At 68.8% G+C, this 14,367-nt stretch carries 15 protein-coding genes; 6 read left to right on the top strand and 9 right to left on the bottom strand.

From position 1 onward, the window contains the following. Positions 1 to 27: 27 nt before the first annotated feature. Together BCO18175_RS23500 and BCO18175_RS23495 are read right to left on the bottom strand one after the other, a co-directional pair. Positions 28 to 1,308 (bottom strand): CaiB/BaiF CoA transferase family protein, encoded by a 1,281-nt coding sequence (locus BCO18175_RS23500; protein ID WP_174984480.1) that lies wholly within the window; start codon positions 1,306 to 1,308, stop codon positions 28 to 30. Continuing rightward, on the bottom strand, positions 1,305 to 2,291 hold the full coding sequence (locus BCO18175_RS23495; RefSeq protein ID WP_174984477.1) for a hydroxymethylglutaryl-CoA lyase: 987 nt from the start codon (positions 2,289 to 2,291) through the stop codon (positions 1,305 to 1,307). The genes BCO18175_RS23500 and BCO18175_RS23495 overlap by 4 nt, the downstream gene beginning before the upstream one ends. 172 nt (positions 2,292 to 2,463) lie before the next feature. On the opposite strand from BCO18175_RS23495, the gene BCO18175_RS23490 reads away from it, so the two are divergent. Next, positions 2,464 to 3,285: an IclR family transcriptional regulator gene (locus BCO18175_RS23490; RefSeq protein ID WP_254608158.1), complete on the top strand. Its 822-nt coding sequence runs from the start codon at positions 2,464 to 2,466 to the stop codon at positions 3,283 to 3,285. 138 nt (positions 3,286 to 3,423) lie between these two features. Then, entirely contained in the window at positions 3,424 to 4,062 is a 639-nt protein-coding gene (locus BCO18175_RS23485) for a 2-hydroxychromene-2-carboxylate isomerase (RefSeq protein WP_174971341.1), read from the top strand. 18 nt (positions 4,063 to 4,080) lie between these two features. Here the strand turns inward: BCO18175_RS23485 and BCO18175_RS23480 are convergent, their stop codons facing one another. Further along, positions 4,081 to 5,064: a LysR family transcriptional regulator gene (locus tag BCO18175_RS23480; protein WP_174984475.1), complete on the bottom strand. Its 984-nt coding sequence runs from the start codon at positions 5,062 to 5,064 to the stop codon at positions 4,081 to 4,083. 101 nt (positions 5,065 to 5,165) lie between these two features. Between BCO18175_RS23480 and BCO18175_RS23475 the strand changes: the two genes are divergently transcribed. Together BCO18175_RS23475 and BCO18175_RS23470 are read left to right on the top strand one after the other, a co-directional pair. Then, positions 5,166 to 6,398 carry an MFS transporter gene (locus tag BCO18175_RS23475; protein ID WP_174984473.1) on the top strand — a complete coding sequence of 411 codons (1,233 nt, stop codon included), beginning with the start codon at positions 5,166 to 5,168 and terminating at the stop codon, positions 6,396 to 6,398. A 426-nt stretch (positions 6,399 to 6,824) separates the two neighbouring features. Then, positions 6,825 to 7,517 (top strand): phosphatase PAP2 family protein, encoded by a 693-nt coding sequence (locus tag BCO18175_RS23470; protein ID WP_174984470.1) that lies wholly within the window; start codon positions 6,825 to 6,827, stop codon positions 7,515 to 7,517. 103 nt (positions 7,518 to 7,620) lie between these two features. On the opposite strand, the gene BCO18175_RS23465 is transcribed toward BCO18175_RS23470, so the two are convergent. The 3 genes from BCO18175_RS23465 to BCO18175_RS23455 all read right to left on the bottom strand — a co-directional run bounded on the left by BCO18175_RS23465 (position 7,621) and on the right by BCO18175_RS23455 (position 10,269). Beyond that, positions 7,621 to 8,280 (bottom strand): glutathione S-transferase family protein, encoded by a 660-nt coding sequence (locus BCO18175_RS23465; RefSeq protein WP_174984467.1) that lies wholly within the window; start codon positions 8,278 to 8,280, stop codon positions 7,621 to 7,623. A 124-nt stretch (positions 8,281 to 8,404) separates the two neighbouring features. Further along, positions 8,405 to 9,475, bottom strand: coding sequence for an MBL fold metallo-hydrolase (locus BCO18175_RS23460; protein WP_174984464.1), 1,071 nt, complete (start codon positions 9,473 to 9,475; stop codon positions 8,405 to 8,407). Between the two features lie 140 nt (positions 9,476 to 9,615). Next, positions 9,616 to 10,269 carry a peroxiredoxin gene (locus tag BCO18175_RS23455; protein ID WP_174984461.1) on the bottom strand — a complete coding sequence of 218 codons (654 nt, stop codon included), beginning with the start codon at positions 10,267 to 10,269 and terminating at the stop codon, positions 9,616 to 9,618. A 286-nt stretch (positions 10,270 to 10,555) separates the two neighbouring features. Between BCO18175_RS23455 and BCO18175_RS23450 the strand changes: the two genes are divergently transcribed. Next, on the top strand, positions 10,556 to 11,461 hold the full coding sequence (locus tag BCO18175_RS23450) for an HTH-type transcriptional regulator ArgP (protein ID WP_046548680.1): 906 nt from the start codon (positions 10,556 to 10,558) through the stop codon (positions 11,459 to 11,461). Between the two features lie 254 nt (positions 11,462 to 11,715). Then, entirely contained in the window at positions 11,716 to 11,928 is a 213-nt protein-coding gene (locus BCO18175_RS23445; RefSeq protein WP_122948195.1) for a DUF1059 domain-containing protein, read from the top strand. 114 nt (positions 11,929 to 12,042) lie between these two features. Here the strand turns inward: BCO18175_RS23445 and ltaE are convergent, their stop codons facing one another. The 3 genes from ltaE to BCO18175_RS23430 all read right to left on the bottom strand — a co-directional run bounded on the left by ltaE (position 12,043) and on the right by BCO18175_RS23430 (position 14,109). Continuing rightward, complete coding sequence (gene ltaE / locus BCO18175_RS23440; protein WP_174984458.1) at positions 12,043 to 13,056, bottom strand: low-specificity L-threonine aldolase; 1,014 nt, start codon at positions 13,054 to 13,056, stop codon at positions 12,043 to 12,045. Positions 13,057 to 13,214: 158 nt separating this feature from the next. Continuing rightward, positions 13,215 to 13,769 carry a YMGG-like glycine zipper-containing protein gene (locus BCO18175_RS23435; protein WP_174984456.1) on the bottom strand — a complete coding sequence of 185 codons (555 nt, stop codon included), beginning with the start codon at positions 13,767 to 13,769 and terminating at the stop codon, positions 13,215 to 13,217. Positions 13,770 to 13,782: 13 nt separating this feature from the next. Then, positions 13,783 to 14,109, bottom strand: a complete 327-nt coding sequence (locus tag BCO18175_RS23430; RefSeq protein ID WP_174984454.1) for a hypothetical protein — start codon at positions 14,107 to 14,109, stop codon at positions 13,783 to 13,785. Positions 14,110 to 14,367: the final 258 nt, after the last annotated feature.

The following is a 14,367-nucleotide window of genomic DNA, read 5'->3' as shown; positions in this document are numbered from 1 at the left end:
TTGTTCGTTCGATGAATCGCGGCCGCGCTACGCGCTCGCCAGTTCGTTCGGCGACGGCGCGCCGCCCGGTGCCGCGTCGTCCGCGCCATGCTGCCCCGCGACGACACCGGCTTCGATCAGCGCACGCGCGTCGTCAGGCGTGTAGCCGAGTTCGCCGAGCAGCGCGCAGGTGTCCTGGCCGAGCGCCGGCGGCGCCGCGCGCAGCCGCAGGCGTTCGCCCGCGAGCGTCAGCGGCAGCAGCGCGGTGCGCGTGTCGATCGGCCGCCCGGCACAGCTCGCGTCGGCCGGCAGCGTCACCGCTTCGAGGCCGCCCGTGGCGAGCAGGTGCGGGTCGTCGAACAGGTCATGCGGTTTCGTGATCGGCGCGTACGGCAAGCCGTTCGATTCGAAGATCGCGCCGATCTCCGCGGCCGAATACGGCGCGAGCCGTGCACGCAACTCGGGCAGCAGCCACTCGCGCGCCTGCACGCGCAGGTTGTTGGTCGCGAGGCGCGGATCGTCCTTCAGCGCGGCCAGGCCGAATGCATCGCAGAACAGCGCCCACTGCGTATCCGACACGACCGCGAGAAAGATCTGTTCGCCATCCTTGACGGCAAACACGTCGTAGACGGCCCACGCGGAAATGCGGCTCGGCATCGGCGACGCGGCGTGCCCCGTCACCGCGAACTGCATCATGTGCTGCGCGACGAGGAACACGTTGTTTTCGAACAGCGAACTCTGCACCTGCTGGCCGCGGCCGGTGCGCTCGCGCTGCGCGAGCGCGGCCATTGCGCCGATCGCGCCGAACATGCCGCCCATGATGTCGTTCACGCTCGCGCCCGCGCGCAGCGGCCGCCCTTCCGGGCCCGTCATGTACGCGAGGCCGCCCATCATCTGCACCACCTCGTCGAGCGCGGTGCGATGCTCGTACGGCCCCGGCAGGAAGCCCTTGTGCGACACGTACACGAGGCGCGGATTCAGCGAGAAGAGCGCCGGATAGCCGAGGCCGAGCCGGTCCATCGTGCCGCTCTTGAAGTTCTCGCTGAAGACGTCCGCCGTCGCGACGAGCCGCAGCACGATTTCCAGCCCGCGCGGATCCTTCACGTCGACCGCGAGGCTCTTCTTGTTGCGGTTGAACATCCCGAAGAAACCTGCGCCCGAACCGCGCAGCGCGCGCGTGCTGTCGCCCGCGATCGGTTCGATCTTGATGACCTCCGCGCCGAGATCCGCGAGCAGCATCCCGCAGGTCGGGCCCATCACCATGTGCGTCATCTCGATCACGCGCACGCCTTCGTACGGCAGCGCCGAAGCCGGTTGGTGGTCGTTCATTGCGCGACTCCCGTCAGGCATCCTTCCGGTTGCACGGCGGTGGGAGAACGGCCGTCCGCGTAGCGGAAGCCCTTCGGCAATCCGGCGTCCGGCACATGGCCGTACAGCGCCTCGGCCGGCAGCGCCGTGTGCAGGATCGCGCGCGCGGCCAGCAGCGCATCGACGTCGATACCCGTGTCGAATCCCATCGCTTCGAGCAGGAACACGAGATCCTCGGTGACGATGTTGCCGGTCGCACCCGGCGCATACGGACAACCGCCGAGGCCGCCCTGGCTCGCGTCGATCGTCGTCACGCCCGCGTCGAGTGCCGCGACGACGTTCGCGAGCCCCTGCCCGCGCGTGTTGTGGAAATGCGCGCCGCCGGCCTTGTCGCCGACTTCACGGTGCAGCCGGGTGAACAGCCGGCGCACCTGCGCCGGGTTCGCATAGCCGCTCGTGTCCGACAGCCCGATCTCGTCGACGCCGCATTCGGCCATCGCCACTGCCATCGCGATCGTCTCGTCGTCGCTGACGGCGCCCGCGATCGTGCAGCCGAACGCGACCGACACGCCCGCCTCGATCTGCACCGACGGGAACCGCGCGTCGCGCAGCGCGACGATCGCACGCACCTCGTCGATCATCTGCGCGGGCGTCTTGCGGATGTTCGCCAGCGAATGCGCCTCCGTCACCGAGACCGGCAGCGTCAGCTTGTGCACGCCGGCTTCGAATGCGCCCTCGGCACCGCGCAGGTTCGGCGCGAGCGCGGCGACGTGCAGCCCGGAAATCGTCAGCGCATGCGCGACGACTTCGTGCACATCGGCCATCTGCGGCAGAAGCCTGGCCGGCACGAACGACCCGACCTCGATCTCGCGCAGGCCGGCCGCGGCCAGCGCCGTGATCCAGCGCAGCTTGCCGGCCGTCGGCATCACGGCCTTGATGCTCTGCAGGCCGTCGCGCGGCCCGACTTCGCTGACCAGCACCTTCGGATATTCGGAAACGCTCATTTGACACTCCATCGTTCTATCTGAAAGAACATCGTTCTGTTTGATAGAACTCTATGCGCGCGCCGAATGGGCTGTAAGCGGGGTATACCCGTGAAATTGCGATTTTCTGGAACTTGAGTTCTATCAGGCAGAACGGTATAGTCGGCCGATCGCCATCCGAAGGAAGCAGGCAGTGCCTACGACTCACACCGATCACGCCGGCGACGGGCCCGATTTGCCGGCCGACGAAACGTCCAGCGGCGTCGCCGTTCTCGATCGCGCGTTCGCGATCCTCCGTGCGTTCGGGCAGACCGACGACCGGCTGTCGCTCGCGGAGCTGTCGCGCCGCACCGGGCTGTACAAGAGCACGATCCTGCGCCTGCTCGCGGCGCTCGAGCATGGCGGCTTCATGCGCAAGCTCGACGACGGCCAGTACGCGATCGGGCACGAGCCGCAGCGGCTCGCCGCGCTGTACCAGCGTTCGTTCCGGGTCGGCCCGGTGGTCGAGCCGCTGCTCGAGACGCTGAGCCGCGAACTCGGCGAAACGGCGTCGTTCTACGTCCGCCAGGGCGACATGCGCTCGGTGCTGTACCGGGTCGAGCCCGCTCGCGCGGTGCGCGTGTCGATTCGTGTCGGCGAGGAATTTCCGGTGCGCCAGGGCGCGTCCGGGAAGGTGCTGCTGGCGTTCACCGACATGCAGGATGCGCAATGGAACGATGTGCGCGAACAGCTGTGGGCCGCGTCGTACGGCGAGCGCGACCCCGAGACGGCTTCGGCATCCGCGCCCGTGTTCGGTGCGGCCGGCGAGTGTGTCGGCGCGCTGACCGTATCGGGCCCGAAATCGCGGCTCGCCGACGCGCCGGCCATGGCGGCCGCGCTCGCGATGCTGTTGCCGCTCGCGCAGAAGGCGACCGTGGCGCTCGGCGGCGCAGGCGCGCGCTACGACGCGGCTGCCGTGCGTAACAGCCTCGCGCGGCTCGTGTCGGCGGCGGGCCACGGCGACGCAGCGTCATAACCGGCTGCGCGCGCCTGGCCACGTAACAGCGTAAAAGGCGACCGCGTGCGACACTGGCCACCGATAAATGCATCGCGCGCCGCCTGCGGGCGTGCCGCGCGTGCCATCGCCAACCGGACACGCTTGAGGGCAGCCACCATGAACGCCGCGCGCACCGCCACCTGGTATTTCGACTTCGTTTCGCCGTTCGCCTATCTGCAGCAGGAACAGTTCGACCGGTTGCCGGCCGCCGCCGCGTTCGAGCCGCGGCCCATCGTGCTCGGCGCACTGCTCACGCACTGGGGCCAGAAAGCACCGGCCGAGATTGCGGCGAAACGCGTCTTCACCTATCGCCACGCGCAATATCGCGCGGACAAGCTCGCCATTCCGTTCCGGATGCCGCCCGCGCACCCGTTCAATCCGATCAAGCCGCTGCGCCTCGCGATCGCGATGGGCAATTCACCCGACGCGATCCGGCGGATCTTCCGGCATATCTGGCGCGACGGCCAGGACGTATCGACGCCGGAAGGCTTCGCCGCGCTGTGCGAAGCCGTCGGCTTTCCGGAAGGCGTGACGGCCGTCGACGCCCAGCCGGTAAAGGACGCGCTGCGCGCGAACACCGATGCGGCGATCGCGCACGGCGTATTCGGCGTGCCGACCTTCGAACTCGACGGCGACCTGTTCTGGGGCGAGGATGCAACCGACATGTTCGCCGACTGCGCGACGTCGCGCGCGTGGCTCGATTCGCCCGAGGTGCGCCGCATCAGCGCGCTGCCCGAAGGGATCCGGCGCGGCTGACGGCGGACGCATCCCGTATCAGGCGTCACGCCCTTCGACCAGCCCCGGCACGGCCTCGCGCATCATCGCGGCAAACCGCACGAGCCGCGACGGATAGAACTGCGCATGCGGGTAAGTCAGGTACACAGGCAGCGGCGCGGCCTGCCACTCAGGCGCGAGATGGACGAGCTCGCCGCGCGCGAGGTGGTCGGCCAGCATCCATGACGAGCCGACGCACGCCCCCACCCCCAGCAACGCCGCGCTGCGCAGCGCGTACAGGTTCGCGGTCGTGATGCGCGGGCGGATCGCAATGCGCCGCGTCTCGCCCGTGACCGAATGCGTGAGCGCCAGCTCGGTGCGGTAGTACGTGCGCAGCGCGAGCCACGGCAACGCGGCCAGCGCGTCGGGGTCGGCCGGCACGTCGGCGCCGTTCAGCACGGACGGCGCGGCGACCACGAAGCGCGGCACCTTCGAGAGCCGGATCGCGACGACGGCCGGATCGGTCGGCTCGCCCACCTGGATCGCGCAATCGATGCCGCTGCCGACGAAATCCCGCACCTCGTCCTGCAGCAGCCACTCGACCGACACGCGCGGATAGTCGCGCAGGAACCGCGCGAGCGGCTCGACGAAACGCTCCTGGCCGAACGCATGCGGCACCGCGACCCGCAGCAGCCCGTCAGGCTCCTCCTGTGCGCCGCGCAGATCGGCTTCGAACGCCGCCCAGTTCGCCAGCAGTTCCTTCGCGCGCTTGAAGCAGCGCTCGCCATCGACGGTCAGTCGCATCGTATGCGTCGTCCGCTGCAGCAGCCGCATGCCGAGCGAGCGCTCGAGCGCCTGCAGCCGCCGGCTGATCGTCGGCTGCGTCGTATGCAGTTGCGCCGCAGCGGCCGACAGGCTGCCGGCCTCGACTATGCGCACGAAGGTTTCCATCAGCTCGAAACGATAGCCGGCGCCGTCCACCGGCACCGCCTGAACGCGCGGAGACCCGCCAGCAGTGCGGGAGAAGGGAGGTTTTTCAGTCATGCGTGGAGCGTATAACAAATCTGCGCAGGGCGGCACTACCGTGGCCGGCCGCGTATCGCCAAACTCGCGTCCATTCCTTCATTCAACCCAGGATGCACGCGATGTCCACCCCGTCCCGTCTCGATGCCGCGCCACACGCGGCACACGCCCCGGCCCACCCGGCCGCCCATTCGATGCCCGATCGCCGGCTCGTGCTGCTGCTCGCGGCCGCCGCCGGCCTCGGCGTCGCCCCGCTCTACTACGCGCAGCCGATGCTCGGCGCGCTCGGCCCCGATCTCGGTGCGTCGGCGCGCGCGATCGGCTTCGTGCCGACGCTCACGCAGCTCGGCTATGCACTCGGCATCCTGCTGCTCGCACCGCTCGGCGACCGCTTCGACCGGCGCCGCGTGATCGTGATCAAGGCCGCGACGCTGGTCGTCGCGCTGCTGCTCGCCGCGATCGCGCCGTCGCTCGGGCTGCTGCTTGCGGCGAGCTTCGCGATCGGCCTCGCCGCGACGATGGCGCAGGACGTCGTGCCGGCCGCCGCGACGCTCGCGCACGACGCGCATCGCGGCCGCATCGTCGGCACGGTGATGACGGGGCTGCTGCTCGGCATCCTGCTGTCGCGGGTCGTGGCCGGGTTCGTCGCCGAGACGGCCGGCTGGCGCGCGATGTTCGCGCTCGCGGCCGCCAGCGTCGCCGCGATCGGCGTCGTGGCCGCGCGCGGGCTGCCGCACTTCGAGCCGACTACGCGCCTGCCGTATCGCGCACTGATCGGATCGCTCGGCGCGCTGTGGCGCCAGCATTCGGCGCTGCGCCGCGCCGCGCTCGCGCAGGGGCTGCTGGCCGTCGGGTTCAGCGCGTTCTGGTCGACGCTCGCGGTGATGCTGCACGGCGCGCCGTTCCACCTCGGCAGCGCGGCCGCCGGCGCATTCGGCCTCGCGGGCGCCGCCGGCGCGCTGGCCGCGCCGATCGCCGGGCGCCTGGCCGACCGTCACGGCCCCGAGTGGGTCACGCGCATCGGCATCGGCATCGCGACGGTGTCGTTCGCGTCGATGGCCGCCGCGCCGCTGATGTCGCCGCATGCGCAACTCGTGCTGCTCGCGGTCGCGACGATCGGCTTCGATCTCGGCGTGCAGGCCACGTTGATCGCGCACCAGGCGATCGTCTACCGGATCGACCCCGCGTCGCGCAGCCGCCTCAACGCGGTGCTGTTCGTCGGCATGTTCATCGGGATGGCGGCCGGCGCCGCGATCGGCAGTTTGTTGCTCGCGCAACTGGGCTGGAATGCGGTGACTGCACTGGCGGTCGTGACGTCGCTGGCCGCGCTCGCCGTGCGGATCTGGCGCCACTGAAATTCCGCATCGCACACACAAGACGGGCAGGCCCACAGGGCTTGCCCGCCTTTTCTTTTATTTTCGATCGGCGCATGCATGATGCTGCGCAGCCTGGCAGATTCGCGCGGGCCGGACTCAAAAAGCGCTCATCCCGTGCAAGGTCCGCACGATCCCGCACGATTATCCAGTTCAACCAATTATTTTTCCGACGGCGGTGCACATCGATGCGCAAACGTCGGACGATTCGGATGCACCCCGCCACGCGGCGCTCGCCCATCCGGCCCCGCCGCACAGCCCCGATTTATCAGGGGATTCCCGGTATTTTTTCGGATTTTCTTCGAAATAACGGGTGACATACTTGCCCCCCGTTGCGCTCCGGTGCGAGCGCGCTTCCAGATCCTGCCGGTCGCACGTCATGCATGCGGTCCGCCGGGGTCTCACGACATGAACAATTTCGACACCACGATCCAGATCTTCCTCACCCACATGACGTTCGGTCCGCTGATGAATCACGCGATCCGCGTGATCGCGGGCCTGTACACGTTCAAGGGCTTCGTGCTCATTCCCGTGCTGTGCTGGCTGTGGTTCCAGCCGGGCCCGAACCGCGAGCGGCAGCGCGAGCTGGTCGTCGCGACGATCGCGAGCGGGCTCATCGCACTCGCGTTCGGCCGGCTGCTCGCACAGGTGCTGCCGTTCCGCGTGCGGCCGATCTACAACCCCGACCTGCACCTGCATTTCCCGTCGGCCGGACTGCGCGCGGCCACGCTGCAGGCATGGAGTTCGTTTCCGAGCGATCACGCAATGCTGTGGATGGCGATCGCCACCGGCATCTTCATCATCGCGCGCCGCGTCGGCGTGTTCGCGCTGCTGTATGCGGTCGTGTTCATCTGCGTGCCGCGCGCGTATCTCGGCTTTCACTACCCGACCGACCTGATCGCGGGCGCCGCGATCGGCATCGCGCTCGCGTGGCTGCTGACGCGCGACACGATCCGCTCGCGCTTCGCGCCGCAGGTGCTCGCGATGATCCGGCGCTTTCCCGCGCCGGCCTATACGCTCGCGTTCCTGCTGTGCTTCGAGCTGATCACGCAGTTCGACGAGTTGCTGACGCTCGCGCAGTCAGCCACCCACACGATGTGACGGGGAGACACTACGATGCTGCCGCTGCTTTCGTTCCGCCGCCGCCCCGGCACGCGCTGCCGGCCATGCGCGGCGGCCGCGCGCCGTGCGACGGCCATGCCGGTCAGTCGCGATCAGGCGCACCCAGCGGAAAGAACGAGCGAAACGGCCGCGCCTCGTCGACCGCGCGCGCGAACGACGGTCGCGCCAGCAGACGCTGGCGGTACGCCATCACGTTCGCGAACGACGGATCGATCCGGTGCGTCCAGTCCGCATAGAACAGGAACGGCGCCGCGCCGCAGTCGGCGAGGCTGAAGCGGTCGCCGGCCGCCCATTCGCGATCGGCCATCTTCTTGTCCAGCCACGCATACGACGTATCGAGCATCGCGCGCGCATCGGCGACACCGCGCGCGTCGCGCTCGGCTGCCGGCCGCAACGCGTCGTACACGACCTTCTGCTGCGGCGTCGACACGTAGTTGTCGAAGAAACGATCCATCGCCCGCACCTCGAGCGCCGCGTGCGGATCGTCGGGCAGCAGGCGCACGGGGCCCGGATGGTTCAGGCCGAGATACTCGATGATGATCGACGCCTCGACCACCGTGCGGCCGGCATCGACGAGCACCGGAAAGCGCTTCAGCGGCCACAGCGCGGTCAGTTCCTGCATCGGCTTCGGATCGTCGTGCGCGAGCACGCGATACTCGAACGGCGTGCCGTTTTCGTACAGCGCGGTCAGCACCTTCTGGCAGTACGACGAAAAGGGATGGGCGTAAAGCGTCGGCATCATCGTGGAGTCTCTCAGGGTTTCGGCGCCGCGTCGTGCGGCGCCACGTGATCGGATACCTTGACGACGAACGGCACCGGGCAGTTTCGACAGCGATCCGTATATTTTTTGGGTGCGACTCGGGCCGTTACGACCGGCCGTCCATCACGACGCGCCCTTCGGCACGCCAGCGCAGCATCCCGCCGCCGAGATTCGCCACCGTGTCGAAGCCGGCCTTCAGCAGAATGACGGTCGCCTGCGCGGATCGCCCGCCGGCCCGGCACACGGTCACGACCGGCCGGTCGCGCGCGATTTCACCGGCGCGCGCGGCCAGTTCGCCGAGCGGAATCGGCGTCGCGCCGGGCAGGTGGCCGAGCGGCCCGGTGAATTCGTCCGGCTCGCGCACGTCGACGACCTGCACTGCCTGCAGATGATCCTCGAGCCATTGCGGATCGATTTCCCAGAACCCGGCAAACGTATAGACGAGCGGCGCCCAGTCGGGTGCCGCCTGCACATCCGGCGCGTTCGCGGCGACACCGCACTGCAGGTTCGCCGGCACCGCGACGTCGATCTGGCGCGGATGCGCGAGCCCGAGGTTGCGCATGTAACCCGCGAAATCGTCTTCGCTCAGGTCGCCGCCGAGACGCGGATTGAAGCGCCGCTCCTCGCCGACACTCGTCACCGTGAGCCCGCGATAGTCGTGCGCCGGATACAGCAGGCACGCGGCCGGCAGCGTGAAGAGCCGGCCGTGCACCGCGCGATACAGCGCGCGCGGGTCGCCCTGCTGGAAGTCGGTGCGGCCCGTGCCGCGGATCAGCAGGCAATCGCCGGTGAACGCCATCGATTCGTCGTCGAGCTCGAGGCTGATGCAGCCGCTCGTATGGCCGGGCGTCGCGCGCACGGTCAGGTAGCGCGCGCCGAATGCGCAGCGGTCGCCGTCGTTCAGGTAGCGGTCGGCGCCCTGCGCGCCACTCGCGGCCGAGATCGCGATCGTGCTGCCCGTGCGCTGCTTCAGCAGCCACGCGCCCGTCACGTGATCGGCATGCACGTGCGTGTCGACGGTCGCGACGAGCCGCAGCCCGAGCTCGTCGAGCAGCGCCGCGTCGCGGCGCACCTGTTCGAACACCGGATCGATCAGCACCGCTTCGCGCGATGCGCTGTCGGCAAGCAGGTACGTGTACGTCGACGATTGCGGGTCGAAGAGTTGCCGGAAGATCATCGCGAAGTCGCTCCGTCGCTGGTTGATGCTTGCTTGATGCGTGCTTGATGCATGTTGTCCGGCCCGCGCCGCGATTGTCGCTGTCGCGCGGGCCGCCCCGTCGTGGTCCCGCCTGGCCGGCATCCGGCCGGCACGGTGTGTCAGCTCGGCTGCGTCACGTAGCGCAGGTACGGTTTCAGCGTCCGGAAGCCGTCCGGATATTTCTGCTTCGCAGCATCGTCCGACACCGACGTCGGAATGATGACATCGTCGCCCGGCTTCCAGTTGACCGGCGTCGCCACCGTATGCTTCGCGTTGAGCTGCAGCGCATCGAGCAGGCGCAGCACCTCGTCGAAATTGCGCCCCGCGCTCATCGGATAGACGAGCATCGCCTTGACCTTCTTGTCCGGCCCGATGACGAACACCGAGCGCACGGTCGCGTTGTCGACCGCCGTGCGCGGGCCGCCGCTCGCATTCGGATGAATCATGTCGTACAGCTTCGCGACCTTCAGCTCGTCGTCGCCGATCAGCGGATAGTTGACCGCATGACCCTGCGTTTCAGCGATATCCGCCACCCACTTCCGGTGATCGCTGACCGGATCGATCGACAGCCCGATGATTTTCGTGTTGCGCTTGTCGAATTCCGGCTTGAGCCCGGCCATGTAGCCGAGTTCGGTCGTGCATACCGGCGTGAAATCCTTCGGATGGGAAAACAGGATCGCCCAGTGGTCGCCGATCCATTCATGAAACCGGATCGCTCCCTCGGTGGTCTCCGCGGTGAAATCGGGCGCGTCCTCGCCTAGTCGAATCGACATGTTCGTCTCCGTCAAATGGGAATCGTCACGACGCCCGCGCCGCGGCTTGTGCGCGACGCGCGATCGTCCGCGCGCGAAGTGCCGGCATGGCACATGCCGGGTTCCGCGCGTTCATATAGCGTAGGTCAAAATGCGCGCGCTATCGGCATGCGGCATACCGTCGTGCCGCGACCGATTCCAACGACGAATGCAGTGCAGCAGAACGTTGCGCCGCGCCCGGCCGCTAGTGCGCACTGACTTACACTACCGGCTGTTCTCGTCTTACGTTCACAGGAAATCCACCGACATGTCGATGACGATCGATCCGAAGCAGGCCGCCGCGCTGCTGGCCGTCGCCGACACGGGCAGCTTCGAGCAGGCGGCCGTGCGGCTGCACGTGACCGCTTCCGCCGTCACGCAGCGGGTTCGTGCGCTCGAGGCGAGCCTCGGCACGCCGCTCGTGCTGCGCACGCGGCCGTGCCGCCCGACGGTGGCCGGGCAGCGCGTGCTGCAGCACCTGCGCCGCGTCGCGCTGCTGCAGGCCGACCTGCAAAGCACGCTCGCGACCGAGCGCGAATCGCCGATCTCGGTCACGATCGCGCTCAATTCCGACAGTCTCGGCACGTGGTTTCTGCCGGCGCTGACGTCCGTGCTCGCGGGCGAGCGCATCCTGTTCGAGCTGATCGTCGAGGATCAGGACCATACGTTCGCGCTGCTCGAAAGCGGGATGGCGGTCGGCTGCGTGACGACCGAGCCGAAGCCGATGCGCGGCTGCCTCGCGACGCCGCTCGGCACGATGCGCTACCGGCTGCTCGCGGCCGCCGCGTTCGCGGTGCGCTGGTTTCCGCGCGGGCTGAACCGTACGAGCGCGCGCAAGGCGCCCGTCGTTGCGTATTCGCGGCGCGATACGCTGCAGTCGTCGTTCCTGAAGGAGAAGTTCGGGTTGCCCGAGGGTGCCTATCCGTGCCACTACGTGCCGGGTACCCATTCGCATTTCGCGGCGGTGCGACACGGGCTCGGTTATGCGATGGTGCCGGAGCCGCTGATCGGCAGTGCGCCGCTCGACACGCAGGGGCTCGTCGATCTCGCGCCCGCACATCCGACCGACGTCACGCTGTACTGGCACGCGTGGACCGTGCAGTCGCCGACGATGGCGTCGTTGTCCGAGCGCGTCGTCGAAGCCGCGCGCCGGCTGCTCGCGCCGCTGCCGTGACGCGCGCGTGAGCGACGCGGCCGCGGTGTGCGGTGTGCGGTGTGCGGTGTGCGGTGTGCGGTGTGCGGTGTGCGGTGTGCGGTGTGCGGTGGGCGGTGGGCGGTGGGCGGTGGGCGGTGGGCGGTGGGCGGCGCAGTACACCTAGCGACGAGAATCCCCGCCGCGCCGCCTATACTTTTTCCATCGGCCTCGCGAACGCGCCGCGCGGTCGATCACGCAAATCCGGCCGCGCCCTTTCCCGCAAGGAGAACATCATGTCTCGCCGCTACATCGATTGCCGCGAGTTTCCCAGCGCGATGAATTGCTCGGTCGCGATTTCTGCCGACTCCGACAACGAACTGCTGGAGGCCGCCGTGCAACATGCGGTCCTGGTGCACCAGCACACCGACAGCGCCGAACTGCGCACGCAACTGAAAGCGCTGTTCCGCGACGGCACACCGCCCGCCGATGCACCCCGGCAAGCGTAATCCGCCGGCTCGCCCGATATCGACAGACGGGTTGCCACGTCGCCCCCGTCGCCTCTCCGCCTCCTGCTTCGCGCCCCATCGGGCCGGCGCTCCCGCCGGCCGGCGCATTCCACCTTACGCGCGGCGCTGCGCGAAATACGCACCGACCGCGTCGATAAACGTATCGATGTCCGCGCGCGACACGTCGCAGTGCGTGACGAAGCGCGACGCGTACAGCATCTGCGTGAGGATCCCGCGTTCCTTGAGCCACGCCTCGAGCGGCGCGCAATCGGCTTCGGGGAATTGCGCGAACACCATGTTCGTCGCGTGCGACAGCACCTTCACGGCGTCGATGCGTGCAAGGCCTTCGGCGAGATGTGCGGCATTCGCGTGATCGTCCGCAAGCCGCTCGACGTTGTGGTCGAGCGCGTACAGGCAGGCCGCCGCGAGAATGCCCGACTGCCGCATCGCGCCGCCGAGCACCTTGCGCCAGCGCTGCGCGCGCTCGATCAGCGCACGGTTGCCGACCAGCACCGAGCCGACCGGTGCGCCGAGCCCTTTCGAGAAGCAGATCGACACGGTGTCGAACGGCGCGGACAGCTCGGCGATCGACCGGCCCGACGCGACGGCCGCGTTGCACACGCGCGCGCCGTCGAGGTGCAGGGACAACCCGCGGCTGCGCGCGAACGCGGTGGCTTCCTGCACGTAGCCTTCCGGCAAGACCTGGCCGCCGATCGTGTTTTCGAGCGCGAGCAGACGCGTGCGGGCGAAGTGATTGTCGATCGGCTTGATCGCCGCGGCGATCTTCGCGAGCGGCAGCGTGCCGTCCGGCGCGTTCTCGATCGGCTGCGGCTGGATGCTGCCCAGCACGGCCGCACCGCCGCCTTCGTACTTGTAGGTGTGCGCGAGCTGGCCGACGATGTATTCGTCGCCGCGTTCGCAATGGGCCATCAGCGCGGCCAGGTTGCTCTGCGTGCCGCTCGGGAAAAACAGGCCGGCTTCCTTGCCGGCCCGCTCGGCCATCACCGCCTGCAGGCGCAGCACGGTCGGGTCGTCACCCCATACGTCGTCGCCGGTTTCGGCGGCAGTCATCGCGGCCAGCATTGCCTGGCTCGGACGTGTCACGGTATCGCTGCGTAAATCGATCATCACTGAGTCCTGGGTAAACACGGACCGGAACCGATGCGCCCGGCCCTGCCGAAACGAGACTCAGAGTGTACGCAATTCACGCAGCGCGTGTGAACCGACGGTCGATGCGCGCACGATGCACTGGCGCGCCATGCTGCACGGCAACGACCGTCCTGCCGTCAGTAGCGCGGCGGCGGCGGTTGAACGCCCGCCGGCGGCATCGGTGGTGCCGCGCGCGGTGCGCCGCCATATCCGCCACCACCGCCATACCCACCACCACCGCCGCCGCTCATCCCGCCCGGCACCGGCACGCGATTGCCGGTCGCGTACATGCATTGCAGGTAGCCGTAGTCGTAGCGGCGCTGGATGTCGTAGGCCGAGCCTTGCGCCGCGCCGGCGCCCACCACGCTGCCCGCGAGCAGCCCCGCGCCGGCGCCCACGGCCGCGCCCGTACCGCCGTTGAACGCCGCGCCTGCCGCCGCACCCAGCGCGGTGCCGACGGCCGCGCTGCCGACCGCGCTCGCAGTCGATGCCTGGCCGGCGCTCACGCCGCCCGATTGCTGGAACGCGTACTGACGGCAATTCGCATCGTCGGCGCGGAACTGGTCGAACGACTTGCCGGTGCCGGGCAGCGCCATCACGCTCGGCCCGGTCGGCATGTACGCGCACGCGCCGAGCAGGCCGGCCAGCGCCAGCGCGGCCGGCACGCGCAGAGATCGAAATACGGATTTCATGGTCGCGCCTCCGTCACTGCGGCCGCGCCGGCACCGATCGCCAGCCCGACTTGCAGGTCTTCACATACGGGTAGTAATGCTTCGACGCGTCGCAGTAATACCAGAGGTTCGCGTCGCCTTCGTCCTGCGGCTGTCCCTTCTCGACGTACTCGGGCGGCGGCCCCGGATCGACGGGCACTGCGACGACAGGCGGCGGGTAGTAGTAAGGCGCAGGGACGACGGGGTAGTAATACGGGTAGCCGGGGCCGATATAGACCCCGACCCGGGCGGCATGCGCCACGCCGCCCGTCGCGATCGCCACTGCGGCCACCGTGCCCAGTGCGAGCTTCAATCCATTCACGTCACGTTCTCCGGCTGGCGGTTCGTCGATGCGAACCCGACATACCGAACGCTACGCCGCACGCGATCCGTCATCCATTACGGGCACACGCGCCAATGTTGCGCGACGTTACCAATGTGACAGACCCCATCGGCCGCGGCCCGCCGGTACGTCCGGGCGCATTACGCGATAACGCACCGCAACGGTTCGGGCGCCGCGCCGAGCGGTATCACGCGACATTTGCGTCCGCACCGAACCGTTCCGATGACGCGACGCGCC

Source organism: Burkholderia lata (assembly GCF_902499335.1).
In the GTDB taxonomy this organism is placed as follows: Bacteria; Pseudomonadota; Gammaproteobacteria; order Burkholderiales; family Burkholderiaceae; genus Burkholderia; species Burkholderia lata_B.
The sequence above is the reverse complement of the archived record's forward strand: the minus strand, read 5'-3'. Positions and strand labels throughout refer to the sequence as shown.